This is a genomic window from Oscillibacter sp. (assembly GCF_032018205.1).
Lineage (GTDB): Bacteria > Bacillota > Clostridia > Oscillospirales > Oscillospiraceae > Oscillibacter.
In genome coordinates this window covers 187,790-213,376 of record NZ_DALZOY010000003.1, presented here as the reverse complement: position 1 = coordinate 213,376, position 25,587 = coordinate 187,790, and the positions used below count along the sequence as shown (strand labels likewise).

The 25,587-nt window shown below is 50.7% G+C and carries 24 protein-coding genes, 1 other RNA gene and 1 pseudogene; 12 read left to right on the top strand and 14 right to left on the bottom strand.

Annotated elements, in window-relative coordinates:
• Positions 1–44 precede the first annotated feature (44 nt).
• The 8 genes from rlmH to RTU96_RS03830 all read right to left on the bottom strand — a co-directional run bounded on the left by rlmH (position 45) and on the right by RTU96_RS03830 (position 8,343).
• Positions 45–527, bottom strand: a complete 483-nt coding sequence (gene rlmH, locus RTU96_RS03865; RefSeq protein WP_312635064.1) for a 23S rRNA (pseudouridine(1915)-N(3))-methyltransferase RlmH — start codon at positions 525–527, stop codon at positions 45–47.
• Positions 515–1,300 (bottom strand): MBL fold metallo-hydrolase, encoded by a 786-nt coding sequence (locus RTU96_RS03860; RefSeq protein ID WP_312635063.1) that lies wholly within the window; start codon positions 1,298–1,300, stop codon positions 515–517. Before RTU96_RS03860 ends, rlmH begins: the two co-directional genes overlap by 13 nt.
• Positions 1,301–1,459: 159 nt before the next feature.
• Positions 1,460–2,758 (bottom strand): UDP-N-acetylglucosamine 1-carboxyvinyltransferase, encoded by a 1,299-nt coding sequence (locus tag RTU96_RS03855; protein ID WP_312635062.1) that lies wholly within the window; start codon positions 2,756–2,758, stop codon positions 1,460–1,462.
• 293 nt (positions 2,759–3,051) lie between these two features.
• A complete protein-coding gene (locus RTU96_RS03850) occupies positions 3,052–3,852 on the bottom strand; it encodes a hypothetical protein (RefSeq protein WP_312635061.1) in 801 nt (266 codons plus the stop codon).
• Between the two features lie 24 nt (positions 3,853–3,876).
• A complete protein-coding gene (locus tag RTU96_RS03845) occupies positions 3,877–5,154 on the bottom strand; it encodes a hypothetical protein (RefSeq protein ID WP_312635059.1) in 1,278 nt (425 codons plus the stop codon).
• A gap of 27 nt (positions 5,155–5,181) precedes the next feature.
• The gene (locus tag RTU96_RS03840) at positions 5,182–6,966 is read right to left on the bottom strand and encodes an ATP-binding protein (RefSeq protein ID WP_312635057.1); all 1,785 of its coding nucleotides are present in this window, start codon (positions 6,964–6,966) and stop codon (positions 5,182–5,184) included.
• 102 nt (positions 6,967–7,068) lie between these two features.
• Positions 7,069–7,779 (bottom strand): response regulator, encoded by a 711-nt coding sequence (locus tag RTU96_RS03835; RefSeq protein ID WP_312635056.1) that lies wholly within the window; start codon positions 7,777–7,779, stop codon positions 7,069–7,071.
• Positions 7,780–7,800: 21 nt separating this feature from the next.
• Positions 7,801–8,343 carry an NUDIX hydrolase gene (locus RTU96_RS03830; RefSeq protein ID WP_312635054.1) on the bottom strand — a complete coding sequence of 181 codons (543 nt, stop codon included), beginning with the start codon at positions 8,341–8,343 and terminating at the stop codon, positions 7,801–7,803.
• Between the two features lie 222 nt (positions 8,344–8,565).
• Between RTU96_RS03830 and smpB the strand changes: the two genes are divergently transcribed.
• The 6 genes from smpB (at position 8,566) to RTU96_RS03800 (ending at position 12,396) form a co-directional block, all read left to right on the top strand.
• The gene (gene smpB / locus RTU96_RS03825) at positions 8,566–8,970 is read left to right on the top strand and encodes an SsrA-binding protein SmpB (RefSeq protein WP_293008446.1); all 405 of its coding nucleotides are present in this window, start codon (positions 8,566–8,568) and stop codon (positions 8,968–8,970) included.
• Positions 8,971–9,058: 88 nt separating this feature from the next.
• Complete coding sequence (locus RTU96_RS03820; RefSeq protein WP_312635134.1) at positions 9,059–9,589, top strand: peptidylprolyl isomerase; 531 nt, start codon at positions 9,059–9,061, stop codon at positions 9,587–9,589.
• Positions 9,590–9,631: 42 nt separating this feature from the next.
• Positions 9,632–10,387, top strand: coding sequence for an SDR family NAD(P)-dependent oxidoreductase (locus RTU96_RS03815; RefSeq protein ID WP_312635053.1), 756 nt, complete (start codon positions 9,632–9,634; stop codon positions 10,385–10,387).
• A 168-nt stretch (positions 10,388–10,555) separates the two neighbouring features.
• Positions 10,556–10,918: a transfer-messenger RNA gene (gene ssrA, locus RTU96_RS03810) on the top strand.
• 395 nt (positions 10,919–11,313) lie between these two features.
• Complete coding sequence (locus RTU96_RS03805) at positions 11,314–11,493, top strand: plasmid mobilization protein (RefSeq protein WP_312635052.1); 180 nt, start codon at positions 11,314–11,316, stop codon at positions 11,491–11,493.
• Positions 11,494–12,396, top strand: coding sequence for a DNA (cytosine-5-)-methyltransferase (locus RTU96_RS03800; protein WP_312635051.1), 903 nt, complete (start codon positions 11,494–11,496; stop codon positions 12,394–12,396).
• A 38-nt stretch (positions 12,397–12,434) separates the two neighbouring features.
• On the opposite strand, the gene RTU96_RS03795 is transcribed toward RTU96_RS03800, so the two are convergent.
• The 3 genes from RTU96_RS03795 to RTU96_RS03785 form a co-directional block, all read right to left on the bottom strand.
• Entirely contained in the window at positions 12,435–13,343 is a 909-nt protein-coding gene (locus RTU96_RS03795) for a restriction endonuclease (protein ID WP_312635050.1), read from the bottom strand.
• A 13-nt stretch (positions 13,344–13,356) separates the two neighbouring features.
• Positions 13,357–13,575, bottom strand: a complete 219-nt coding sequence (locus RTU96_RS03790; protein WP_312635049.1) for a helix-turn-helix transcriptional regulator — start codon at positions 13,573–13,575, stop codon at positions 13,357–13,359.
• Between the two features lie 433 nt (positions 13,576–14,008).
• Entirely contained in the window at positions 14,009–14,368 is a 360-nt protein-coding gene (locus tag RTU96_RS03785) for a hypothetical protein (RefSeq protein WP_312635048.1), read from the bottom strand.
• A 45-nt stretch (positions 14,369–14,413) separates the two neighbouring features.
• Between RTU96_RS03785 and RTU96_RS03780 the strand changes: the two are divergent.
• From RTU96_RS03780 to RTU96_RS03765, 4 genes and pseudogenes are all read left to right on the top strand, one after another.
• Positions 14,414–14,950, top strand: a pseudogene (locus RTU96_RS03780) (transposase); the annotation flags it as partial.
• A 158-nt stretch (positions 14,951–15,108) separates the two neighbouring features.
• Entirely contained in the window at positions 15,109–15,606 is a 498-nt protein-coding gene (locus tag RTU96_RS03775; protein ID WP_312635047.1) for a recombinase family protein, read from the top strand.
• A 434-nt stretch (positions 15,607–16,040) separates the two neighbouring features.
• Entirely contained in the window at positions 16,041–19,148 is a 3,108-nt protein-coding gene (locus RTU96_RS03770) for a sacsin N-terminal ATP-binding-like domain-containing protein (protein ID WP_312635045.1), read from the top strand.
• The gene (locus RTU96_RS03765; RefSeq protein WP_312635043.1) at positions 19,138–20,043 is read left to right on the top strand and encodes an RNA-binding domain-containing protein; all 906 of its coding nucleotides are present in this window, start codon (positions 19,138–19,140) and stop codon (positions 20,041–20,043) included. Before RTU96_RS03770 ends, RTU96_RS03765 begins: the two co-directional genes overlap by 11 nt.
• An 899-nt stretch (positions 20,044–20,942) precedes the next feature.
• On the opposite strand, the gene RTU96_RS03760 is transcribed toward RTU96_RS03765, so the two are convergent.
• The gene (locus tag RTU96_RS03760) at positions 20,943–21,365 is read right to left on the bottom strand and encodes a hypothetical protein (RefSeq protein ID WP_312635042.1); all 423 of its coding nucleotides are present in this window, start codon (positions 21,363–21,365) and stop codon (positions 20,943–20,945) included.
• A 109-nt stretch (positions 21,366–21,474) separates the two neighbouring features.
• Positions 21,475–21,831, bottom strand: a complete 357-nt coding sequence (locus RTU96_RS03755; RefSeq protein ID WP_312635040.1) for a hypothetical protein — start codon at positions 21,829–21,831, stop codon at positions 21,475–21,477.
• Between the two features lie 332 nt (positions 21,832–22,163).
• Here RTU96_RS03755 and RTU96_RS03750 point away from each other — a divergent pair, with 332 nt between their 5' ends.
• Together RTU96_RS03750 and RTU96_RS03745 are read left to right on the top strand one after the other, a co-directional pair.
• Positions 22,164–22,565, top strand: a complete 402-nt coding sequence (locus tag RTU96_RS03750; RefSeq protein WP_312635039.1) for a hypothetical protein — start codon at positions 22,164–22,166, stop codon at positions 22,563–22,565.
• 197 nt (positions 22,566–22,762) lie between these two features.
• Entirely contained in the window at positions 22,763–24,763 is a 2,001-nt protein-coding gene (locus RTU96_RS03745) for an ATP-binding protein (RefSeq protein WP_312635038.1), read from the top strand.
• Here RTU96_RS03745 and RTU96_RS03740 read toward each other — a convergent pair.
• Positions 24,744–25,430 carry a response regulator transcription factor gene (locus tag RTU96_RS03740; protein WP_312281097.1) on the bottom strand — a complete coding sequence of 229 codons (687 nt, stop codon included), beginning with the start codon at positions 25,428–25,430 and terminating at the stop codon, positions 24,744–24,746. The genes RTU96_RS03745 and RTU96_RS03740 overlap by 20 nt on opposite strands.
• Between the last annotated feature and the right edge of the window lie 157 nt (positions 25,431–25,587).

The following is a 25,587-nucleotide window of genomic DNA, read 5'->3' as shown; positions in this document are numbered from 1 at the left end:
CCTCCTTCTGCAAAATCAAAAATTTATCAGGATTAAAAGTTAACTCACTTATGATACCGTCCACCCGTTTGAATCTGATACGCCCGGTATATCTGCTCCAGCAGCATTACCCGGGCCAGATGGTGGGGGAAGGTCATGGGTGACATGGACAGGCGCAGGTCCGCTCTGTCTTTCAGGCTTTGATGCAGTCCCACGCTGCCGCCGATCAAAAAGGTAAGCTGGGACGCGCCGGACACGGCAAAGCTGCTCAGCGCTTCCGCAAACGCCGGGGAGGAAAGCGTTTTCCCCTCAATGCACAGGGCAATCAGCGCACCGGATTTGGGAAGCCGTTCCTCCACCCGGCCCGCTTCCTCAAGAAGCGCCCGCTCAATTTCGGCGGGAGACGGCGCTTCGCTCAGCCGCACTTCCTGAAGCTCCACGATTTCCGCCTTGCAATACCGCGACAGGCGCTTCAAATACTCCGCTGCCGCGTCCGCGTAGAACTTCTCCTTCAGCTTGCCTACGCACAGAACGCTCACCTTTTGCATACGCCCTCCGTCACCTGATGGCAGGGGCCTGTGCACTCCCGCTCCGCAACGGACAGCGCCGGGCCCTCCCCCGCCTCCGCCAGCGCGGCGGACACGGCGCAAAGAGCCGTCTCCGGCGTGTTGTTGTCCCGACTCAGGTGCGCCAGAACCAGCTCCTCCGTCCCGGACCGGCACGAGCGGACGGCAAACCGGGCCGCCGCCTCATTGCTCAAATGACCCTCATCGCCAAGAATCCGCCGCTTTAAGAAATAAGGATACGCCCCGCCCCGCAGCATATCTACGTCGTGATTGGCCTCCAGCATCAGCAGCGGTACGCCGCAAAGCACCTCCGCGGCCTCGTCGGTGACAAAGCCTGTGTCAGTCAACAAGCCGAAGTCCCCCACCCGAAACCCGGCGGAGCCGGGAGCGTCGTGAGAGGTGGGAAATGCGTCTACATCGCAGCCGTCCACGGTGAACCGCTCCCCCATGGCAAAGGGCGACAGGCGGTTTTCAATGCCCGCCAATCGCCGCCGCAGGTCGCGCCCCGCCGCTTCGCTGGCGTATACCGGACCGTCCCACCGCTTTAAAAGAGTTTGCAGTCCCGCGATATGATCTGCGTGGGTGTGGGTAATCAAAATGCCGGACAAGTCCTCCAGCGACCGGCCCAGCTCCCGCAGCGCCGAGGTAATCCGGCGGCAGGAAATGCCCGCGTCCAAAAGAAGACAAACGCCGTCCTTTTCCAGCAGGGCGGCGTTTCCCGAAGAGCCGCTGGCAAGCGTATGTAAAATCGTCAAAAAAAGTCCCCCGTGCGTTTTGAATTCAGGCGGCGGCCGCCCGGTGATAAAAATGCGTCCGTGATGGAGAGTGTCGACGAAAGTCGGCGACCTCCATCGCGGACGCGGTAATAACTCAAAAAACCAACTGATGCGTCATGTGCTTTTGGCCCGGGCAGATCAGCCGATGTGGGCTTCCAACTGCTCGTTTTCTCCCGGCTCCTCCACCACGCGAATGTCGGCCCCCAGACTGCGGAGCTTATCAACAATGCGCTCATAGCCCCGCTCGATATACTGCACCTGACTGATTTCGGACTCACCCTTGGCAGCCAGCGCCGCGATGACCAGCGCCGCGCCCGCCCGCAGGTCGCAGGCTTGAATAGGCGCGCCTGTGAGATAGTCCACGCCCTGAACCACCGCGGTCTTGTCGTCCACCTGAATAGACGCGCCCATGCGCTTGAGCTCGTCCACATAGCGGTAGCGGTTGTTCCAAACGCTTTCCGTCACCAGCGATGTGCCCTCGGCAAGCGAGAGCACCGTGGTCATCTGGGGCTGCATATCCGTGGGAAAGCCGGGATACGGCATGGTTTTCACGTTGGTCTGGTGCAGCGGCTCGCTGCGGCGGACCAGCAGCGTATCCTCCCGTTCCTCCACCTCCACGCCGCACTCCTGCAGCTTGGCGGTAATACAATCCATGTGCTTGGGAATAATATTTTTCACCAGAATCTGTCCGCCGGTGGCGGCAACCGCCGCCATGTAGGTCCCCGCCTCAATCTGGTCGGGGATAATGGCATAGCTTCCGCCCAGAAGACGGGAAACGCCCTGAATTTTAATGGTGTCGGTGCCCGCACCCCGGACATTCGCCCCCATAGAGTTTAAAAAGTTGGCCAAATCCACGATATGGGGCTCTTTCGCCGCGTTTTCAATCACAGTGCTCCCCTCCGCGAGAACGGATGCCATCATGATGTTCATGGTGGCGCCCACGGAAACCACGTCCAGATAAATGTTAGCTCCGTGAAGCCGGGGTTCCCGGCAGGAGGCGTGAATAAAGCCGCCCTCCACCGTCACGTCGGCCCCCAGCGCCTTAAAGCCCTTGATGTGCTGGTCGATGGGCCGCACACCGAAATTGCACCCGCCGGGCATGGCCACGTCGGCCCGGGCAAAGCGGCCCAGCAGCGCGCCGATTAGGTAATAGGACGCGCGGATACGCCGCGCCATCTCATAGGAGGTGCGGGTGGAACGGATATGGGTGCAATCAATCTCCACGGTGTGGGGATTGATTGCGCGGACAGACGCGCCCAGCTCGTCCAAAATGGTGTAAAACAAATGCACGTCGGAGATCTGAGGGATATTTTCAATGCGGCAGACTCCCTCCACCAATAGCGCGGCGGGAAGAATGGCAACAGCCGCGTTTTTCGCGCCGCTGATTTCCACCTCGCCAAACAGGGGCTTGCCGCCCCGAACGATATATTTTGTCAAACCCAAAACCCTCTCTTTTACGTCAAAACGGACCGTCTGTCTTCATTGTACCCCCAGATGGGACTTCCATACCGAAAACAGGGTCCAAAACAAGCTGATTTTTTTCACGTCCACACCGCCCGCCTCGGCGGGTTTCTCCATCGGGCCGCAAAGCGGCTGCAGGCGGGCGCGGTGCGCCGTGCGCACAGTTACCATAACACATTTTACCACACATTTCAAGAAACACAATCAAAACTTTTAAGCCCTTTGAACGGCCTTCTGTTTCGATAAAAGGGACCTTTTTCTTCCCTTTTTCACGCGTGATCCACCGCGCCGGTGACGCAGTTCACATAGTAATCCACCGCGTCTGTGTCCACGAGCCACAGGGGCGTCAGCGTCAGGGCGGAGGCGGTATTTTGCAGCTCGTAACAGGGTGACAGTTCCTTGACGGCGCTGACCACCGCGCCGGAAGTCCGCCGTGCCTCCAAAAACGCGGTGAGGGCAGTGGAAGCGGTCAGCAAGTTCTCTCCCTGCACCGCCGTGGAGTGCAGCGGCAAAAACGTGCCGCTGACGGAGCGCAAAACATTATTTTCCGACAAAAACGTGACGGTACAGCCCTCTACTGGATAGCCCCTGCACAGCCGGTTCACGGTGACGGACCCGCTGCCGGACGCGTCAAGCCACTCGTCGGGCGCCTCGCATTCATAGCTGCGGCAAAAGCGGCGAACCAAATCAGCAGGGGTCTTCCCCAGCTCTCCCACAATTTCAAACGCGCCGGAGGCGCGGAAAACCGCTCGGCCCAGCGCGGAGGTATAGGTCAAAATGCCGCCGCCCTCGTCGGCGGCGGTCAGCTCATCTCCCAAGAAAACGGCGGCGGCGGTCTTCTCCGCCCCGGCGTCCCGCTCCAGCGTCAACGCCGGAGGGGGCGGGTCAAAGGTGACGGCGGCTTCACTGAGGGTCACACCCTCAGCGGCAAAGAGCTTCACCAGCTCCTCCGTGGCTTGCCGCCGAGCGGCGGCCTGCTGCGCCTGACGTATTCCCAGCGTTCCCAGAAGAAACACGTTCATCAGCAAAAGCGTGAGAATAATGATACTTTTCAGGCGATGCGTCTCCATTTTCTCCGCCCCTCTCCTTGTTTCTTACTCTGCCAGCCACTGGGCGGTGACGGTGCTCCCCCCGTCCACATAACGGACGGCAAGCTCTCGTCCCGGCCAGGCCCGGGCAATGGACAGCGCCTGCGCCAGCGGCAGCAGGCTTTCTCTGCTTTCGGCGGGGGTGTATTGCCGCACCCGCAGAGTCAGCCGGACGATCGACGCTCCCTCCAGCGTCACCTCCGCGGCAACTCCCCCGTCCGAGAAGCGGATGGGAAGTCCCGCGTACTGATAGCCAAAGCGCAGCGTGACGGAATCCTCGCCTGCGGTATACTCCTGCAAAAATAATGCTCCACTGTTCTGCTCAGGCAGCAGCCCGCTCAGAAGCTGAAAAACCCCCACCACTGTTTCCGTCTCCGTGGGAACCTCTTCCTCGGAAGTGATGCGCAGCGACCCGCTGCTCCCCTGATAAGAAATCTCTCCATCGGGGTGAATACGAAGGTTTCGGTCTCCCTCCACCACCACCTCCGCACCGGAGGGCTCCGGATACCGGGAGTTGGTGTGGGGATTGAAGGACAGGGCCTCCAGCACCGCGTCAGAATCCGTAATTTCGGCGGAGACGGCAAGGTTTACAGGAGGATCAAGCTGATCGGAAAAAAGAGAAAAGTCAGCCACATGCCCGTCGCTTTCCGGTCGGTCAAAGGCAAACCAAGCGCTTCCAAGAGAATATCCTCTCACCAGCTCCCTCACGCTTTCGGCAGAAATGGCCGTGGTGCAGACAAAGCAGACGCTTTCCCCATCCCATGCGAACAGGCGCACCGCGTCTTCATTCACCTGTACCAGCACCCGGCGGGCAGAGATTTCCCCCCCGTTCCACCGTGCGCCCACCACTCCTGCCAAAATGGACAGGGGCAGCGCCCCGCCAAAGTCATAATAGACGGAGCCGCCGGCGTCCGTCCCCATTTGCAGCGCGGCGCGAAAATCCTCCACGCCGCACTTTTTCATCGTCCCGGCGGAGCCCAGCGCCTCCATCAAAAGATTCCCCGGTTTTAAAAAGTCCTCGTCCCCGGTGGTCAGGGCCAGTCCTCCCCAGCGGCCATAGGCTCCCGTAACAGCCACCCGCGCGGGCAGCTCAAGATCCGTCAGCCCCGAAACGCTCTGGCTTTTTTGAACCGAGCCGGAGGAAAGCAGTCCGGAGAGATAGCCTCCGTCGCCCCGGAGATTAAATAGCTGCGTCTGGACAAACAGCGCCACGGCGGAGACGCTCAACAGGGCGATGGCGATATTTTGCAGACGGTTCCGCCGCTTTTTCGCTCTTGGGTCCATGCCCGCCCTCCTTCTTGTCTCTTTGCGTCATGCCTCCCACCGCGTCTGGCGAAGAGGCAGCGTCAGCCGGACCGTGGTGCCCGGCCCCTCGTGACGGGTCAGCCGGATGGTGCCCTGATGCCGCTCCACAATCTCCTTTGCGATGGACAGGCCCAGACCCGTTCCGCCGGACTCCCGCGAGCGTGCCTTGTCCACCCGGTAAAACCGCTCGAAAACGTGTTCCCGGTCTTTTTCCGGGATGCCAATGCCATTGTCAGCCACCTCCATCCACACATGCCCCTCGGTGGTTCCGGCAGTGACCAGAATGCGCCCGCCGTCGGGCGTGTATTTAATGGCGTTGCCTAAAATGTTCATCATCACCTGCTCCAGCCGCTGGCGGTCCCCCTCGATAATGGGCAGGGTCTGGGCCAGCTCCAGCTTCAGCGCATGGCCATGGTGCTGTGCCTCCAGCGCGTTGGCCCGGACCACGCTGGCGATGGCGCTTCCAAAGTCGAACCGGGCGCAGCTCATCTCCGTGTTCCCCGCGTCCAGCCGGGAAAGCGTCAGCAGATCCTGCACGATATGGGTCATGCGGTCCGTCTCGTTGATGATAATATCCAGAAAATTGTCTGCGGTGTCCCGTGGAATGTCTCCCCCGCTGTCCCGCAGAGTTTCGGCATAGCTTCTCACATTGGTGAGAGGGGTGCGCAGCTCATGAGAGACGTTGGCAACAAACTCCTTGCGCCGTTCCTCGCTGCGGTGGTGCTCCGTCTCATCGTGCAAAACCACCAGCACACCGCCGCTCGCCCGATCGGAAAACGGGGCGAAATACGCCTCCAGCGTCTTCTCCCCCACCACCATCTCCGTGTCGGCATAGTTGGGCCGCTGGAGGGCCAGTATCTGCTCCAGCGGATAAACAGAACCGAACAGCTCGTCATAAACCGCTTCCTTTGGAACGGAGCGCTGCAAAAGCACCGTGGCGGCGGGATTGCAGTGGATCAGTTTCCCGTCGTGGTCAAAGGCGGCCACGCCGTCGGTCATGTGGAGGAACAGGGTGTCCAGCTTGTTCCGCTCGTTTTCCACGGCGTTCAGACTGTCTTGAAGCACGTCTGCCATGTGGTTGAAGGTCCCCGTAAGAATGCCGATTTCGTCTGGAGATTCCACCGGCAGCTTGTTGCCAAAGTCTCCCCCCGCCAGCCGCTCCGCTCCCTCCGTCACCTTCTCGATGGGACCCACAAGGGTTTTGCTGAGAAGATAGCTGAACAGCACGGAAATCAAAAGTCCGATCACCAGCGCCTGCATGATGATGGTGAAAAGCTGGCTGTTGAGACTGGACACGGTGTCCCGGTTGTCCAGTATATAGATGATGTAGCGTCCTTCCTCCCCAGAAATGGGAATGGCCACATCCATGTAGTCTTCGGTCAGATCGCTGCGGTCCCCCACATCGCCGTTGAGGGCCTTAATCAAGTTTGGCGTGGACGCGAGAACCCCTCCGCTCTCTCCCGACTCCGCCAGCACCGCACCGGAAGCTCCGTCCAAAACGTAATAGTTCCGTGAGCGATAGTCGATGCCAAGGCTTCCGGCGTTGGCCTCCAGAATCTTCTGCATCTGGGCCGCGCCCTCCGGCGCATCGGCGGCGGCGAGAAGGTCTGCCATAAAGCTGGCATTTTTGGCCGCGGCAACGCCGTCCGCCTCCGATGTGGAGCCGAACATATCGTTCATCTGCTCAAAAAACCCGTCGATGTAGAAGCTGGCGACGTTGGTGGTGAGAAACGCGCCCACCGTGGCCATCAGCGAGGTAATGAGCAGCAGCATAATCAGCATCAGCTTCATGTGGAGACTTTTGAACACGGCTGGCGCCTCTCTTCCCTCCGGAAATCCAGGGCCCCCGCCCCGGGCGGTTCCCCGTCTGCTTCAGGGACCATTTCCCGCTTTTTATGTTGCGAAATAGTAGCCCGCCCCGCGCCGGGTAAGAATGTAGCGGGGGTTTGCCGGGTCCATTTCGATTTTCTCCCGCAGCCGGCGGACGGTCACGTCCACAGTTCGGGCATCGTCACCCACGTAGCCGTAGTTCCACACCTGCTCCATCAAATCAATGCGGGCGTAAACCTTGTTGGGGTGGCTTGCCAAGAAGGTCAAAAGCTCGTATTCCCGCTGGGTCAGCTCGATGACCTCCCCGCTGCGGAACACCTGATGGCTGTCTGTATTGACGGCAAGATCGCCCGCCACGGTCATGGCCGCCTCAGCGGCGGAAGCCGCAAGGGGGGCTGCCATGCCGAGCCTTCGGATATTCGCGCCCACGCGGGCAATCAGCTCCCGCATGGAAAAAGGCTTTGTGATATAGTCGTCCGCCCCGATTTCAAGGCCCAGAACCTTGTCCGTCTCCTCCTCCCGAGCGGTGAGAATCACAACGGGCACGTTGTTGCGGCTCTCCCGCAGGGCGCGGCACACGTCAAAGCCGTTCATCTTGGGCAGCATCACGTCCAGAAGGATCAAATCCGGCTTCTCGGTCTGGGCTTTTTCCAGCCCGTCCTCCCCGTCGTATGCCTCCAAAGTCGCATAACCCTCCCGCTGAAGGTTAAAGCAGACGATGTCCACGATATTTTTCTCGTCCTCCACGATCAATACTGTCTTTTTCGGTTCCATGGAGTCTCCTCTCTCAGCTTGTCAAAGGTTCAGTAAAAGCTTGGCCTTCAAAATGGCGGCAACGGTTTTCCCGTCCTCAATTTCGCCCCGAAGGCAGCGGTGCGCCAACTCCTCCATGGGAATGCGCTCCAGCCGGAGAAACTCGTCCTCGTCGGGCCGGGCCTCCCCCATTGTAAGGCCGCGGGCCAGAAAGAGATACAGCTCCTCCCCCAAACAGCCCGGGGACGGAAGAATTTTTCCCATGGGCAAAAGCTCATCCGGCACCGCGCCGGTTTCCTCTCTCAGCTCCCGCAGAGCGCCCACAGCCGGTTCCTCGCCCTCCTCCAACTTCCCCGCCGGAATCTCCAGCAGGGTCTTCCCGAACGCATAGCGGTATTGGATCACTGTCAGAACATTGTTTCCCCCGTCCAGCGCCACAACGGCGACGCACGGGCAGTGATCCGCCACCTCCCGGGAAGCGGTCTTCCCGTCGGGCAGGCGCACCTGATCCACATGAACGTTCAGTAGCTTCCCTGAAAATACATCCTGCCGCGAAAGGAACGTTTCTTCCAGATTTTCAACCATTTTAAAGGCACCTTCGCTTCTTTATTTTGGCCCTACGCCATTTTAACGCCATTATAGCAAATAACCAAGGGGATGACAACGTTTCTTTTACTTGAAGATTGGGCAGGATTATGCTAAACTACCATCATCTTACAGAACGGAACCCGAAGGGAGGCGCTTTCCACGGAGAAGAAGGGAATCAAGATCGCGGCCCAGAACCGCAAGGCGTACCACGATTACTTCGTGGAGGAGAAATTCGAGGCGGGCATTGAGCTGTTCGGCACGGAGGTGAAGTCCATCCGGGCCGGAACGCTGAATCTGAAGGACGCGTGGTGCTCCATTCAGGACGGCGAGCTGTTTGTCAACGGCATGCACATCTCCCCCTACGAAAAGGGCAACATTTTTAATCGTAATCCCGAACGGGTCCGAAAGCTTTTGATGCACAAAAGTGAAATCCGAAAGCTTCAGGCCCTTGTGAAGCAGGACGGATACACCCTGATTCCGCTGTCCGTCTATTTTAAGGACGCGAGAGTGAAGCTTGAAATCGGCGCCTGCCGCGGCAAGAAGAACTACGACAAGCGGGAAACCATTGCCAAGCGGGACGCAGAACGGGAGATGGACCGCCACATGAAGGAGCGGAACCGCTGAGCATCGGCGTGGAAGCAATTGCTCCAAACGGCACACGATACACAATTGAAAAACCCGAAGGAAGAAAGGAATCTTTGATATGTCTGAGATGAAAAACCCCATTGCCACCATCACCATGGAAAACGGCGCGGTGATGAAGGCCGAGCTGTACCCCGACAAGGCCCCCAACACAGTGAATAACTTCATCGCACTGGCCAACTCCGGCTATTACGACAAGCTGATTTTCCACCGCTGCATTCCCGGCTTTATGATTCAGGGCGGCTGCCCCCAGGGAACCGGCACCGGCGGACCGGGCTATTCCATCGCGGGCGAGTTCTCCGGCAACGGCTTTGCCCAAAACGATGTGGTTCACACGCTGGGCGTTTTGTCCATGGCGCGGACCATGGCTCCCAACACCGCGGGCAGCCAGTTTTTCGTCATGGTGGACGACGCGCCCCATCTGGATGGGCAGTATGCCGCCTTTGGCAAGGTGACCGAGGGCGCAGACGAGGCCGTGCGCATTTCCAAGGTGAAGGTGGATTTCAACGACAAGCCCAATACGCCGGAAGTGATTGCCTCCATCCGCGTGGACACGCAAGGCGTGGAATACCCCGCGCCGGAGAAAAAGGCCGAGCGCTAAGCGCGGCGGCTGCCTGATTTTCAAGGAAAGGGAGCGCGTTTTATGAAAATCGCCATCGTCACCGGCGCGTCCTCGGGGCTGGGCCGGGAATTTACCCGCCAGCTCATTTCCGAATATCCTGAAGTAGAGCAGCTCTGGCTCATCGCCCGACGGCGCGACCGGCTGGAGGAGCTGGCAAAGTCTCTGCCCCGCCCGGCGCTGTGTCTGGGGCTGGATTTGTGCGACCCCATGAGCTTCACCGTGCTTCAGGAAAAGCTTTTGTCCGAGCGGCCAGAGGTTCTTTTGCTGGTGAACAACGCGGGCGTGGGCTATTGGGGCAATTTGGGCGAGACGGACACGGTGCTCCAAACCCGCATGATCGATCTGAACCTGCGGGCGCTCACCGCCGTCACCAGCCTGACGCTCCCCTATGTTCCCCGGGGCGGAAAAATCCTGAACGTGTCCTCTATCGCAGCCTTCTGCCCCAATGCCCGGATGACGGTCTACTCCTCTACCAAGGCGTTTGTCTCCCACTTCACCATGGGGCTGGGCGAGGAGCTGCGGGGAAAAGGCATCTCCGTCACCGCTGTGTGTCCCGGCCCCATGGCCACAGAGTTTTGTGACACGGGCGGAATCACCGGCAACTCGAAAATGTTTGAGCTGCTCCCCTACTGCGATCAGGTCCGGGTGGCCCACGGTGCGCTGCTGGCGGCAAAACGCCGCAGAAGCATCTATACCCCCACGGCGTTTTATAAGTTTTACCGGCTGGCAGCGAAGCTGACCCCGATGAAATTGATGGCAAAGCTGACAAAGACATAAATTTCATGAAATTGTAACATACTTCCGGGTGGGAGTATGTTATAATTTCAAAAGAAGATTTCGCATTCAGATCCAAGCACCCATTTTAACTGTCCGCAAGAGTTTTGCGCCATTGTCTTTTGCCGCCGTGGTGGAGCGGCGGGCAGGGCACAGAGCGCGGCAATATATGGGGGTGTACCGGTTTCGACGGGGATATGGAGGCGGGACCAGCGGGCGGATGCGCCTGTCATCCGAAAAACGGGCAAATTATAAATTAAACAACAATAATACTGTTGCTTACGCTGCCTAATTAGGCAGCCGTCCGACCCGGAAGGACCGCGAGCCGGGAAGGGCGTCGTTTAGCGGTAAATGTGCGTACGCAAAGCTTTGCGCGTGCCATAAATTATGAAGCTCACCTGACCCACCGGCGTGACGGCTTGCCGGCGGAGAGGGGAACAGGGAGAGAAAGACTCCCAAAATAACCGTCTGCGCCCGGAGAACGTCTCGTTAAAGTGTTTTCGGACGGGGGTTCAACTCCCCCCACCTCCACCACAGCATTTAACATACGAACCCCTGGATTGTAAGAGTTCGTATGTTAAATGCAATGCTCCACCAAATGAACCTTACACGAACACCTACTTTTTCAAAGGCGGCTTTGCCGTTACGGTGTGGATATAAGGTTAAAAAGAACGATCGAGGTTTAATGGCCTTAATCGTTCTTTTTGTGCGCTTTATGCTTCTCTTATAGCATTGGGTGTGTAGCACTCACACCCAATGCTATAAGAGAAGCATAAAAAAAGTTGGGATATTTCGCTGAAAAATTAGGGTTGATCAACATGAAAATGTGTGTGCGATTCCAAATGCAGTCAACAAAATCCTTTTTGTGGCCGATAGTATTGACAACGTAGCACATTAATTGTAAAATAGCCAAATATGGAGGGATCTCAATGAACAAAACAATTTCAATGAGTGTCCGAGTTAGCGAAGAAGAACTTGAAAAGTTAAAAACCGCTGCAAAACTCCAGGCCTATTCGTCATACAGTGAGTTCGTTCGCCGGACTGCACTTATGGAGGCTTCCAAAGTAATTAAGGAAGAGCAAGAACGTCATAGTGGAGGTAATACATAGGTGAAGGTTGCTTCTTTTTTTAGCGGCATTGGTGGTATCGATTTAGGCCTAGAACAAGCAGGAATGAATATTGCTTTTCAGTGCGAGATTTTGACTTTTGGGCAATCTGTTTTGAAAAAGCACTGGCCAGGCACTCCGCTTGCATCCGATATTACAAAGGTTACTGGAGTAGATATTCCAGAAGTCGATTTGTTTGCGGGTGGTTTCCCCTGCCAGGATTTGTCACTTGCAAACCAAGGAAAGAGAAAGGGATTGGAGGGAACAAGAAGTGGCCTCTTCTACAAATACTCGGAACTCATCAAAGAAAAAAAGCCTCGCTGGGTTTTTATTGAGAATGTTCCCGGGCTTCTTAACAGCGCCCAAGGTGGAGACTTTAGTGTCGTCCTCTCAACGTTGGATGAACTCGGGTATGGTGTGGCGTGGCGAGTATTGGATGCAAAATTCTTTGGAACATCTCAGCGTCGTCGAAGAACATACATTGTCGCAAGTCTTGGAACCATCGGCGCCGCTGAAGTACTTTTTGAATGTGGAACAAATCCAGTCGCTGATAGCTCGAGCAACAGAACGAGGAACTTCACTGCCACCGGCAATGATGACAGCATATCAGAGTCAAATATCTTTTCTATCCAACATGCAGGTATTGGTCGAAGAGCAAGTGCAGGGCCGCAAGGGAAAGGTTACCGAAACGATGGAGAAACTTATACTCTCGACTCCAGAGGAAGCTCGGATGCTGTATGTAAGACGGATGCTCCCTTCAGAGTGCGAACGTCTACAGGGATTTCCAAAGGATTGGACGGAAACCGATACCGAGCAGTAGGAAATGCAGTATGTGTACCTGTGATTCGTTGGATTGGATCACGCATTGTAGAAATAGATAAGAAGTACTATCCTGAATTTTACTAAATAAAGGGCAGTAGCAAATGTTTGCTACTGCCCTTTATTTAGATAACATACGGATGGTTGTTAAGATCGATATAATCGCCAGTGAAGGCATCAGGAGAAGGTAATCCTTGGTTAATCAGTGCATGTACGAATGTCTGGTAATTCGTATAGAGTAACCGTGTATCATCAACAACAAGCGGAACCGGACCGGGTGTAGGGGGTCGTGATGTATCCTCTTTAATTCCAATTAGTGCAAGCGTCCAATTATGAGCATGTAAATCAGGAAGCTGTCTAAAATCAATTTTTCTGCTTAAGTAATCATAAAGCAATGTTCCAACACAAAACGCAATACCATAACCTTTCCAAGTTAACATGGCGATATTCCCTTTGACAATAAACTGTTCTTGTTGTCTGCGCCAAGCGTTTGTTTCAAGGGGCGACGCACCAGAAGGTCCACATAAACGTGCATTAGTTGGAGCTAAACTAGTTTTCCACTCTTTCACAATCTCGGTAAGTTTCTCTGTTCCGCTGGTTTCTCCACCGCCCTGCATCTCAAGAATGACTCGGTCAGGGCCGGGAAATGGACTCTGCCCATTATTTATAGTCATAATGTAGTCTGCCTTGTATTTGGTTGTGTCAGATACGTGTAATTGCTCTTCACGTTTAACTAAGACTTGATCTGCTGTAATGGTTGGTGAAAAAACATGCTGTGCAATATCTAAAAGGATGGTCTGTTGATGGGAGCACAATGGAATGTCCTTTTTTGTTGTGCACAACCTGTTCTCGCACACAATCCAGTATGTACCATCTTCTTTTCTCACACTGCAAATAGGATTTTTACCACCGCCCGTTTTCATACAGTTATTACCAGATGAAAACGGGCACGGAGATTTTACATTAACAGGAATTATATTAGGAGTCGCAACATCAGTCCGTTGTCCTAAGTATTCAGCAACAGAAACACCCATAATAGACCTCTTTCTAATTATTATCTGTAGGCAATAAAAGTAAATAAGGATCAATGTTAAGTGCCGTGGCAATTCGTTCAATGTTTTCGATTGAAATATTTCTTCGTTCTCGTTCCACTGCACTAATATAAGTTCTGTGGAGACCAGCTAGTTCAGCCAACTGCTCCTGTGATAATTTTTTGCCCATCCGAAATTGCTTGACATTTGTTGCAAAAATATGGATTAGCGTCATGTCATTACCTCAACTCATTTTTAATCAAATTATCTCGAAATGTTGACAATAAGTCTACAGACAATAAGTCACAATAGCTGACACAGCAAAACTACGTCAGCTAACCATAATATCATTCCTCATTTTGATCAGGAAGCAGATTATCCTAGTGGTTGGAACATTTACATTTAAATACACAATACTCAACAGAAGGAATACTTTAAAACTGAAAGAACACATTGACGATGGAAATTAAGGCATCAACTATACGTAATTATCTAAATAAAAACATGTCAGCCAAACATTTGCTTGGCTGACATGTTTTTATTTATTCTCTTGTTCCTTTTGCCATTCGCCAAACTCACGCTGCCCTTCTACGCTGTCGTAGAATTTCCGTATCTCTGGCACGAGAAACCTGGCAAAGGATTCTATAATGGACTGCGGCAACTCAATGTCATGTGGTTTCTGTTGCTCCTGTGCCAATAGGGCCTCCCTCCTTTGAGGCAATGTTATACTGCCGATAGTTGATGATATTTTTGACTTCCCCGGCCTCGTCGGTGATTGCGATAGTCTTTTCATAGGTGAGCGGCGCACCGTTTATGGCCTCTTGTGCTTCGGCCTCGGTGGTCTGCCATATCTCCGGCCTTTTTACTCCCCGGCTTGCCCGGTACAGGTTAAAGCCGGGAGGATACAAGCGCAGCCGCGCACCCTTAATAATTGCTTTCTTTTGGTGCTTTCCCTGCTCGTCGGTGGTGTCGGCCTCGGTAATACGGCCTCTTGTGACCCCCGTACCCATAGCTTCGGATAACTCCATATCGCCTAAATAGACTGTGAGGTATAGGCCGGGATTTTCTATCCCTTAGACGGCGTAAAGCTCATCGTGGGAGACAAGTGCATGGGCATGCTGGAAGCCGTCGGAGAAGTATTTCCGCAGGCCAAATACCAGCGCTGTACCGTCCACTTCTACCGCAATGTATTCTCTGTCGTTCCGCGCTCCAGGGTAAAACTGGTGGCAAAAATGCTCAAGGCAATCCATGCACAAGAGAGCAAAAAGGCCGCCCGAGAAAAGGCAAAAGCGGTGGTATCTGAGCTTCAGGCAATGAAGCTGAAGGAAGCCGCCAAAAAGATTGAGGACGGCATAGAAGAAACACTGACCTATGCGGAGTTTCCCTCGGAGCACTGGACGCGCATCCGTACCAATAACGTGATTGAACGGCTGAACCGAGAAATTCGCAGACGTACCCGCGTGGTGGGCTGCTTCCCTGACGGGAATTCGGCACTCATGCTGGTTTGTGCCAGACTGCGGCACGTGGCCGGCACGCAGTGGGGCAACAAGAAGTATCTGAATATGAAGCATCTGGAGGCGGCGACTGAGGACGCTTCCATTGCCGGATGACTTTATTTTCCCAGAGCCTGCAAACTAATTTGCGCATAACTCTTGACGCTACCTTTGAACCCACACGAAAGTAGAATATAATAATTATATGAGCACGATGGCTATCAAAGCTATGGTGCTTTTTTCGTACCCTAATTAAGAAAGTGAGGATATGGAATATGACGAATCATATAGATAAATCAAATGTGATTACAGAAGGCTTGCGCAAATCCTTTCAAAGTACAGACTGCAAGATGGCGAACCGTAGGTGCTATGGTTACGATATCTCGCCCAATGGCGACCTCACCGTCAATCAGGCTGAGGCGGAAGTTGTCCGCTTGATGTTCGGGTGGTATCTTGCAGGAGACAGCTTGGGTAAAATCGCTGCCAGTCTTGAAAAACAAGGAGTGATTTCCCCTACCGGAAAAGCAAAATGGAATCGTGAAGCAATTTTTAAATTGCTCTCAAACGAAAAATATACAGGCTCTGTTTTGCTGCAAAAGACGATAAGCATTTGCGGTACGCAACTTAAAAACGAAGGAGAGCTCAAGCGGGTATTGATTACACACCACCATGAGGCAATCATTTCAGTTCAAGATTTTGAAACGGCGCAGCAAATGAAAAATGAGCGTGCAAAGTGCCCGGTTCAAGAAATAAAAATGACGCTGTCGTTTTAACAGGAAATATATTCAAATAAATCAAAATATGGTATACTATTAACAAAGAGAGCGATGAAGCCTATGAATCATAGAACTATTACTCATATTACCATCACGCAATACAATTTGATTATGGATAAACCTCTTCGGATTGCGGCCTATTGCAGGGTTAGCAGCCTCAAAGAAACCCAGGAATTAAGCCTTGAAACGCAGCTTTAATACTATACAGATAAAATTGAGGCCTATACCTTTGAAGAAAATGACAGGGTGTTTTCAGATACAGCAACAGGCCGGAATATTCGGCAACGTCCGGCGTTTACGAGAGCTTCGCAGCCGGAACATTGATGTTTATTTTGAACAAGAGAATATCTATCTGCTTGATCCCGTTATACACTATATTATTGGTATTTATATTTGGAGTAATACAAATTTCTACTTTAGGAGGAGAGTTTATGACGTTCCGGGAGAAAATCGAGATACTACGCAAGGGTGCAAGCGAAGCACAGTCTGCCTCCAAAATCATTGACAAACTCAAAGCGCTTAAAGATAGCAATAGCCCAGACACATCTTACAGATGGATATGGGAGTTGATTCAAAATGCCAAAGATGTTGTAAACTCAAGTAGATTAGTAGATATTGAAATAAAGTTTAGTGAATTCAATAAGACCATTGAATTTTGTCACAATGGGCGACTGTTCACAACTGAGAACATTGTATTTTTGATTGAGCAAGTTTCATCGAAGGAGCGGTCTTTGACTGCCGAAAATAAAAAGAAATCAACTGGTAAATTTGGTACTGGTTTTTTAACGACGCATTTACTCTCTGAGAAAGTACAAATTCATGGTTACTTGCATGACGACGGCGAAAAACCTCGTTCTTTCCAAACATTATTAGATAGGACAGGCCAAGACAAAGCATCAATCATGAAAGCTATAAGTAATAGTTGTGATATGCTTGACAATGGGACAGAGTGTTATGTGGATGAAACTCAAATGAACACTAAGTTCATATACGAGCTAGATGAAATTGGGATTAGAACAGCCATTTCCGGCTTAAAAAATCTTCTTGTTTCAATTCCGTATGTGTTTGCATTTGTTCAAGAGTTAAATTCAATAACCGTAAATACGGACAATTTTCAAAGAATAATCAAGAGAGGGGAAAAAGTAGCTGTAGAACTTGAATCAGCAATGGTCACTCACGTACATGTATCCACGACTAAGAATGGAGAAACAACTATCGCGGATAAATATGTATTTGTGGTTTCAAATGATTTGGTTTCGATAGCTTCAGAAATAATAACAATAGGTAATGATAAACACTTACTTAAACTTCATGATGATTTGCCGCATATTTTTTGTGATTTCCCCTTGTTAGGAACGAATGATTTTTCATTTCCCATAGTAATCAACAGCCCACTGTTTAATCCAACCGAGCCGCGTGATGGCATCCCTTTAGTTCAACCGGGACGCGAAGGTGGAGATTCTCATGAAAATAGAAACAGAATTACAGAAGCAATAGCCTTATATAACACCATGCTTGACTATTTTGCAAGGAAAGGTTATAAAGACCTCTATAATATTGTTAGAATTTCTGAACAACCCGAAAAATATTGGCTTGATACAGAATGGGTTGAACAAACGCTTATTCAGCCCATCAAAGAACATATAAGAACAACAACATTCATCCATAATAGTTTGGAGGATATCTGTTCTCTTTATGATGACTGGGAAACCCCCACTGTTTTCATTATGAAAGATGAAACGCCTGAATTTAGAAGAAAAGTCTGGGAGTTGTCAAATAGATTGATGCCCGCAATGATGACTCGAAAAGATGAAATCGAACATTGGCACAACTCATTGTGGGCGGAGTGTCGCAATTTTGGGATCATCGACCTAATTAAAGAGGTTGAGGGATGCGGTGATTTAGTGACCCTGAGTAATAGGTTAGGCGGTGATTCGATAAAATGGCTTAACGACTTAATTATTCTTTTGTATCATAATTCAAGTAAGTTCATTGCTGACTTAGGACGCAATCCATCCATTCTGCCTAACCAATATGGAGATTTCTTACCTTGGGACAAAATATATGCTGAAAATAATATCGGTGAAACATACAAGGATATAGCCTTAATTGCAGGTATTAATTTTAGAGAAAGATTGCTTGACAATAGGATTTCAAGAGAATATCTGCAAGGGTTGCAAGAACTTAACTTAAAAAATGTTTTTTACGAGCTTATTCATGCCCAAATTAACCAAGAAACAAAACTTGAATTTTATAAATCTATCATCAACATTCGTGCAGGGAAAAATGAAAAGCAAAATGAATTTGTTGACATAGCTCAACGCCTGTATCCAGATTGCTTTAATCAATACAGTAGAGTACCTTATTACAATGAAAAATTGCTCTCCGACGCATTGAGGTTTTGGAGAGATAAGATTTGTATGGATTTAAGTTACTGTATTTCTATTAACAGTGTTCTTGAGCGATATGACTTTCAAAATGACGAAGAAGTAGCTGAATGGGTTTCAAAATTGGTAAAACATTTAAGCATATGCGAGGACGACAACTTGCTTGACAAATACTCTGTATTACCTAATCAAAATGGAGCTTTTATGCGCAAGAGCGAAATTTTTGCTGACGATGGCAGTGTTAATGAAATTTTAAAAGACGCGGCGATGTACTCAGAAAATGATATAAGACAAAAAATGTTGTTTAGGGGCATTACGCTTGATTTGCCTCCGAGCCGAACTATATCACTTGAATCTGTAGCTCCTGCAATTACTGCATATGTTCGCAACAATAATAAATCCATAAGCAAGCAGAATTCTGAGGTGCGTGAAACATTTAGAAATACTTGTACCTGGATTAGGAATAACCGCAAGGATAGTAAAGTGAGCAAGTGTTTCAAAGAGCTTATAGAAAACCTTCATTGGTTCTATGACGATGAAGAAATTGCTGAAAGCATGGCAAAGTCAGAACAGTATGATGAAGTTTTAAAAAAGTATAATGTAGCTGATATAAATCAATTGGCAATTATCCTTGCATCGCATCCAGCTGTAAATTCATCTGAGGGCGAAACTATTAGCATTTCAAAAGAAATGCTTGCTCAGTGGGGCATATCATCAGAAGAGGAGCTTCACAAGGCACTATCAAAAAATGTCTTTGGCTCTGCCCAAATTCATCATTCCACAAATAGTGTTGAGCTATTTAGTTATGTTAAGAACATTCTAAATCGCTCAAGAATTAACATCGTCAACTTTTTGGATGCGCACGATGATTACGAGTTTGACAAAGACAATCTTCAGCTTATAGCAAGTACGATTTTTAGAGTTCGTAAATTAGGACAAGAAATTTACATTATTGCCAGACCTTCAGATTTTGGCCAAATAATCTTGTACTATGATACCGAAATAGATCTTCTAGATTTCGATAAAGACTGTGAGCTATGGGTGGAGAACGGAATTGACCCAATCCCTAAAAAAATTACATTTGGCAGAATATTAAAATTGACAGGGGTAAATAAAATTCCATTAAGGAGTTTGAAGGATAGTGATAGATAAAAATATAATTGGCAAATTATTAAGTACAACAACATTTAAGAACTTAGTTGGTGTAGGTATGGAGTTAAAGCCCTATGAATTGGCTTTGCTTATGTTGCGTTCATTAGATAACTCCGAAGAATATGGGTATATCGTGATGGGCGTATCTAAGCTCATCAACAACTACGTGGTTGATGGGTTAAGTCCCACAACTAAAGACAGAGCTAAAGAACCCATTGCGACTGCATTAAGACTTATATCCTTTGAACTTGAAGTGGAATACGAAAACATAGATATTAGTGGTAAAAATGTATTTGCAATAAAGTTGAAAAATAGTGACAAAGCTCTTTCCATGAATTTTACAAAAGACTTCGGTTCGGAAGAAGCTTTTGTAAAAAATCTAGTTTTGGCTTGTCTTAATTTACAAGCAAGAAGGCATTATTCTAACGCAAATGAAGATGACCGTAACGATTACATCGGTGATATACTGGGAGCTATCGGCTATACGGTAAAAGATCAAACTAGACGCGGAAGTTCTTCATCGGGGAAAGATTCCGGTGAACTAGATTTATTTGTGTCAAAAGACGGACTGCCGTTTACTGTTATTGAAGCAATGAATCTTGATTCTTTGAGCACAAGGTATATCAACAAACATTTGGATAAGATTTTTTCATATGATACTTCAGGAAATAAATTCAATGTATGCCTATCCTACGTCAAAACTGCGGACTTCGATTTGTTTTGGAAAAAATATTCTGCGCATGTGGTGAATTATAGCTATCCTGCACCGTTGCTTTCATCAGACACAAGCATTGATGATGAAAATGGATATTCAGAATTAAGAATAATAAAAACCTATCACAGTCGTTCTGGTAGAAAGGTTAGCTTATATCATATTTGTGTTAGAATTCATTGATTTACTATGTTAAGTATCAACTTCCTATAATCTATATTTTTTATGTGATGATAGTTCGAATCCCGATGTTAAAACAGGATGATATCCAGAATTGACGTGGTTCGCACAGCATTTAACATGCGAACCCCTGGATTGTAAGAGTTTGTATGTTAAATGCAATGCTCCACCAAAAAAGTAATGCCGCCGAACCGTAATGGTTTGGCGGTTTTTCTTTTAATTTCAACGGCTTTACGGCTTTTATGCGCATTCCCATTTGAGAAAAACCCGTTCTATTCTGAATACTCGCAAGCAAGTTTGATGCTTCAATTTGCTTACGAAATGCTTATGAAAATCCCCCGTAAAAACCGTACTGGCTCCTACGGGGATTGCTTTATTTCCTTCCCATCCACTCCATGCGCTCGTCAATGGCCTTGCATATGAGAAATCGTTCAGGCTCTCCCCCTACTGCGTCCGCTGCGGCCTGTATCTCCGTTAGGACATCTCCTTCATAAACAGAACAAGCCGGACGCCACATGGCATCCGGCTGCTCCGTAAGAGGATACGAAGAATAGAAAAAGGTCTTGCAAGCTTTATAATAAATGCGCTCTGTTAAAACCGTAAGCATGATTTATAAATTTTATGTAAAATTCCCCCGGAACCTACTGTTTGGTAAGTTCCGGGGAATTTATTTATCCTAAAATTAGCACCACCAGCGCCAGCGGCAATTACACCGCCACCAGCAGCCGCGCCAATTATTCCGATTACGACGGCAGCAACACATAGAACACCCTCCCTTCCTTAGTGATGTACTTTGCGAAGACTGCCGTATTAGCATTATATGGTGAGACGAGCGGCGGGGTGCTTAGCGGAAAACTCCTCGGAGCCTACCGATGGTAAGTTCCAATACAAATACGCGGTCTTTATTTCAGCGTGGCATCCGGTCTTCCTTGCGGAAAAGTTTTTATATCTTCAACAATGATATCGGTGTACTCAACGCTATTAAAGCTGTATTTATCTCCTGATAGTTTCCCACGCACCTGAGAATCAAAATTCATGTGAATATCAGCAGGCATCCAAAGCTGGGAATTTGCATCTCTGAGTGCGGCTCGTACAATTGCAGTGCGTCTAGCTTTTTCGAATACCGCCGGCGGAACATAGTTGTTGGATGCGGGCAGAAAGGTAACATTCTGAAACAGCATAGACTTCGGTATTCCTTTATAGTTAACGATTTGAAGCAAGCCGATTTCAACATCTGTATTATCGTGGAATATGGACTTCCCATAATACTCATTTGTTTCACCATCATAGATATCTATATGAGGAATTTCGACTCTGTCAAACATGTATTATCTACTCCTTTCATATCCATTGTATTCAATAAACGCCCGTTTGATATCCTCCACACGAGACAAACACCGCCCGAAGAAACCAATTCTCGGGCGGCGCTCTTATTTATACCGCCGTCTCCAACCCGACGACCTCCAGCTTTCGATCAAACCCACCTCCCCGGTAGATGAATACCAGCGTGCGCACCTGCTCATGCGTCAGGTTGATAATGTCCCCGTTGCCGGTGGGGTCGGAGCCATCGCCCTGAATGATGCCTGCCGACATAAGCTTATCAATCATAGGCCGGAACCTCTCCGGCACGTCCTCTTCCTCCTTTCCAACGTATTTTGGCATCGTAGGTGGATACCTCCCCGCCAGAATGTCGCTGCTCTTATACTTCCCGTTGCCGTTCCACTGGATATGCGGATTGTCCGGGAAGCTCGTCCAGTCCGCCCCGCAGGTAAAAGCCCATCTTCTGGGCAATCGCAGGCACGCCAACCCAGAACGCCGCATCCGCCGCAGCCCGCACCCCGGCCTCAAAAGAGCTTTTAAGGTTCCTTTAAAAAGCTTCTGATACTCTATAAACGTCCTCAAGAGAGGGCGCAAGCCGGAATACAGCATGTCAATTTTTTTATCAAGTCCGCTGCCGAATGTATCAACGGCGGCGGGCTTGATCAATTTCATACTGCGTGGCAATAGGACCCCGTCAGCTACGGGGGAACGCGCCGCCACATTGATATAAGTACCGTAAAAACAAAAAAGCATTTTATTCTTAGGACCAGCCGCATATATCCTGATACTAAGGGGGCGATGAAATGTACAGCAAAATAACAGATAGTTTTTTTGACATTTTCGACAGAGAGACCGGTCTTTACATGGGTCACTCGCATTTTACGCTAACGGAGGGGTCTGAGAAGAAGCTGCTTGATTTTCTCAACTACAATAAGGTTCCCGATTCGCTTGTGCTGCTGAATGTGTCCTTATCCGACACCTCCTCAAATTATATTCCACCGGAGCTATTTCAAAAGCACAGCCGAACTTCCGTCATGTTAATCGACGTCGTTGACACTTATTCTCAAAGGCTTATCCCCATCGAAATTGAGATGAGCTATGATGTTCTGGTAAGAGGAAACTTGTCTGATACCCCATATTTTTTTGAAAGCGTTGAGTTAAGGAATATAAAAATTTTAGATGTAGATTACAGATTCATCCAATGATGTCTCACTTCATAGCAAACAATCACCCCGGAGCCTGCCAGACGGTAGGTTCCGGGGAATCTGTTATGTACTGACAGCTTTAGACCGGCCGCGATACCGTTTAAGGCGGGGTAGTTTGCTTGCATTTTGCACCTTGCATGTAAGCGCTTTTACGGCTAAAATAAAGCAAGAATCGTTTCTGGTGGGAGGTGGTTTTCATGCAAGCGAGCATCAAGCGGCATACTTCGACAGCCATCCTCCTCGCGGCGGTACTGACGCTCGTTGCCCTGACGCTGCTGGTCCGGCTTCCCAATCTGCACGGAGACACGCTCAATACCGTCATGCTTGCGGAAGAAAGTACCGGATACGACCTAAGCGGTATTACAGATTGGAATAAACGCGCTGTCATATTACTCCCCGGCTCGACTTACTATCCCAGCACGCTTCTCACGCCGGAAACCGCCGACGCCGCCATTCCCATCAGTACAAACGAATTTGCCGCGCTGCGGGCGGACTACCTCTCCCAGCGATTTGTGCTCAGCCTGCCCGACACCAACGAAGCCTACACCCTGACGTTTAAGCTTTCCGGTCGGCACGCCATGCGCGTGTATGTGAACGGCACTTTGGCGGGAGAAACAGGCCGCGTGGGAACCACCAAACAGGACACCGAGGTATGGGAGAACAGCATCACCGTCTCCGCCTCTCCCGCAAACAGTAAAATGGATATTCTTCTAAACAGCGCCCAATTTTACCACATCCGGGGCGGCGCAAATCTGGCGACCCTCTCCGTGCAAAAGGCCACCGAAACCGTTACGCCCCGTCTTTCCGAGCCGTTGGAGGGTCTGGTGATGACGGGTGCGCTTTTATGCGCGGCAGCGCTTCTGATGAGCGTCTATCTGTTTCTCTCCCACACGAAGGCGACGCTGTATTTCGCCCTGGCCTGCCTTGCCATGTCCCTGCGGGAATGCGTACAAAGTCAGTCATGGACCTATTTCCCCATGGACGGGAATACCGCGTTCATGCTGGAATACCTCAGCGTGGCGCTGCTGACCATTTTTTTATCCCTGTACTTGGGGCAATACGCCGCGGGGCCGATTCTCCGGGGCATTCAAATTGCCGCCATTGCCGGTTCGCTGGTTTACGGCGGGATAACGCTGCTGGGGGACTCGCTGCTGTATACCAGCCTGCTGAAATTCTATCAGCTATGGCTTATTGTGTGCATTATTACCGGCACTTCCGGCTTATTTTGGAACATGCGCCGCCCCAGCCGAGAACAAGCGGCCGTGCTGTACGGCATCGCGGTGTTTTATCTTGCCGCCGTAAGCGATATCGCCATGTACCGCGATCTGTTCGGAGCCACCTATTCCAACGCCCCCATTTCCGAAGCGGCAATGCTGATCTTTACCGTGGCGCAAACTGTTTCCCTGTTCTTCATGAACAGCCGCGTACTGGCCGAATCCAAAGAGACGGAGCAGCGCCTTGCATCGGACAAGGCGGCACTGGAAAAGCTGGACCGTATGAAAACAGAGTTTCTCGGCAACGTCTCTCACGAGCTGAAAACGCCGCTTACCGTCATGTCCGGCTACGCCCAGACCACGAAACAGCTTTCCGGGCAGCTTTCCCCGCCGCTCTCGGAAGAGGTGTCCCGCCGGATGACCCTGATTTCCTCCGAAGCGGATCGGCTCTCCCTGATGGTGGGGCAAATTCTCGACGTGACCCGCATGGAGGAGGGGCAAATGGTCATGGAGCCGGTGCGCTGCCATCTGGACGAGATTGTCCACGCCGCTGTAAATACGCACTATCCCATGCTCAACAAGAATCAAAACCGCCTGAGCATTCGGATTGACCGGGGCTTGCCCGACCTTTATGCTGATCCCGCCCGTATCTCGCAGATAATTGTAAACCTGATTTCAAACGCCGTCCGCTTCACCTCCGACGGAGAGATCGGTCTCTTTGCCGGGCAGGACGGAAATCGTGTTCTTATCCGCGTGTCAGATACCGGGGTTGGCATCGCCTCGGAGCGTCTTGCCCATATTTTTGAGCGATACCATCAAAAAGAAGCATCCGGCGCCGGTCAAGACACCGGCACCGGACTGGGGTTATATATTTGCAAGCATATCGTGGAGCAGCACGGGGGCTCTATTTGGATTGAAAGCCTTGAGGGCCACGGCACGTCTGTCTTCTTCACCCTGCCCGCCGCTAATACCGGACCTTGCTGAAAATGTACTCGCTTTTCCCGGCGCTTGCAAGCTCGAACCAGCCGCCCTCATCCAGCCGGAGCTTCCGGCGCAGATTTGCCACATGGGCTTTCACGGTTCCCGACGCGCCGGGAGACTGCTCGCCCCACGCCCGGAGGTAGATATCCTTCGCCCCCAGCCGCTGCCCGGCAAACAGGGCAAAGCAGCCCAAAAGCTGCAATTCTTTCAGCGTCAGCGGAATCCGCTCTCCATCCAGCACAGCCATTCCCGCCAGAAAATCCACCGTCAAGGGCGGCAGCTCAATCACTCCGGCGGACAGAAATCCGTTGCGGCGAAGCTGCGCGGCGACCCGCGCGCTTAAAACGTTCAAATCATAGGGCTTGGTGACGTAATCGTCTCCGCCCTGTAAAAGCCCCTTTACCACGCTCTCATTTTCATTCCTGCAAGTCAGGAAGATAATGGGGGCGTTGGTTTTTGCCCGCAGCTCGGCGCAGAAATCAAAGCCCGAGCCGTCCGGCATCATCACGTCCAGCAAAATGAGATCCGGCGCGTGCTCCTCCAGTGAAAAGCGTGCCGCGGCAAGCGTGGGGGCGCAGACGGTTTCATATCCCTTGCCCTTAAAATATTCCCGGTTGATTTCCAGCACGTCGGCCTCGTCTTCAACGAGCAGCAGCCTTGCCTTCCTCATCTCATCGCCTCCATTCACAAGGCAACAGTACCACATCACCGGGTAAAAATCCAGCGTCCCAAAACATTTTAAAATCCGGTAAAGAAATCTTTACCTTTTACACGCAGGGAGATTCTTCCTCTACAATGAGAGCATACAAAAAAGATAGCAACCGCGG

Coding starts and splice junctions, on each gene's coding strand:
- rlmH (WP_312635064.1), bottom strand. CDS start 527: ATGCAAAAGGTGAGCGTTCTGTGCGTAGGCAAGCTGAAGGAGAAGTTC.
- RTU96_RS03850 (WP_312635061.1), bottom strand. CDS start 3,852: ATGGAGACGCATCGCCTGAAAAGTATCATTATTCTCACGCTTTTGCTG.
- RTU96_RS03845 (WP_312635059.1), bottom strand. CDS start 5,154: ATGGACCCAAGAGCGAAAAAGCGGCGGAACCGTCTGCAAAATATCGCC.
- RTU96_RS03840 (WP_312635057.1), bottom strand. CDS start 6,966: ATGAAGCTGATGCTGATTATGCTGCTGCTCATTACCTCGCTGATGGCC.
- RTU96_RS03835 (WP_312635056.1), bottom strand. CDS start 7,779: ATGGAACCGAAAAAGACAGTATTGATCGTGGAGGACGAGAAAAATATC.
- RTU96_RS03830 (WP_312635054.1), bottom strand. CDS start 8,343: ATGGTTGAAAATCTGGAAGAAACGTTCCTTTCGCGGCAGGATGTATTT.
- RTU96_RS03820 (WP_312635134.1), top strand. CDS start 9,059: ATGAAAAACCCCATTGCCACCATCACCATGGAAAACGGCGCGGTGATG.
- RTU96_RS03815 (WP_312635053.1), top strand. CDS start 9,632: ATGAAAATCGCCATCGTCACCGGCGCGTCCTCGGGGCTGGGCCGGGAA.
- RTU96_RS03805 (WP_312635052.1), top strand. CDS start 11,314: ATGAACAAAACAATTTCAATGAGTGTCCGAGTTAGCGAAGAAGAACTT.
- RTU96_RS03795 (WP_312635050.1), bottom strand. CDS start 13,343: ATGGGTGTTTCTGTTGCTGAATACTTAGGACAACGGACTGATGTTGCG.
- RTU96_RS03790 (WP_312635049.1), bottom strand. CDS start 13,575: ATGACGCTAATCCATATTTTTGCAACAAATGTCAAGCAATTTCGGATG.
- RTU96_RS03785 (WP_312635048.1), bottom strand. CDS start 14,368: ATGGAGTTATCCGAAGCTATGGGTACGGGGGTCACAAGAGGCCGTATT.
- RTU96_RS03775 (WP_312635047.1), top strand. CDS start 15,109: ATGACGAATCATATAGATAAATCAAATGTGATTACAGAAGGCTTGCGC.
- RTU96_RS03770 (WP_312635045.1), top strand. CDS start 16,041: ATGACGTTCCGGGAGAAAATCGAGATACTACGCAAGGGTGCAAGCGAA.
- RTU96_RS03760 (WP_312635042.1), bottom strand. CDS start 21,365: ATGTTTGACAGAGTCGAAATTCCTCATATAGATATCTATGATGGTGAA.
- RTU96_RS03750 (WP_312635039.1), top strand. CDS start 22,164: ATGTACAGCAAAATAACAGATAGTTTTTTTGACATTTTCGACAGAGAG.
- RTU96_RS03745 (WP_312635038.1), top strand. CDS start 22,763: ATGCAAGCGAGCATCAAGCGGCATACTTCGACAGCCATCCTCCTCGCG.
- RTU96_RS03740 (WP_312281097.1), bottom strand. CDS start 25,430: ATGAGGAAGGCAAGGCTGCTGCTCGTTGAAGACGAGGCCGACGTGCTG.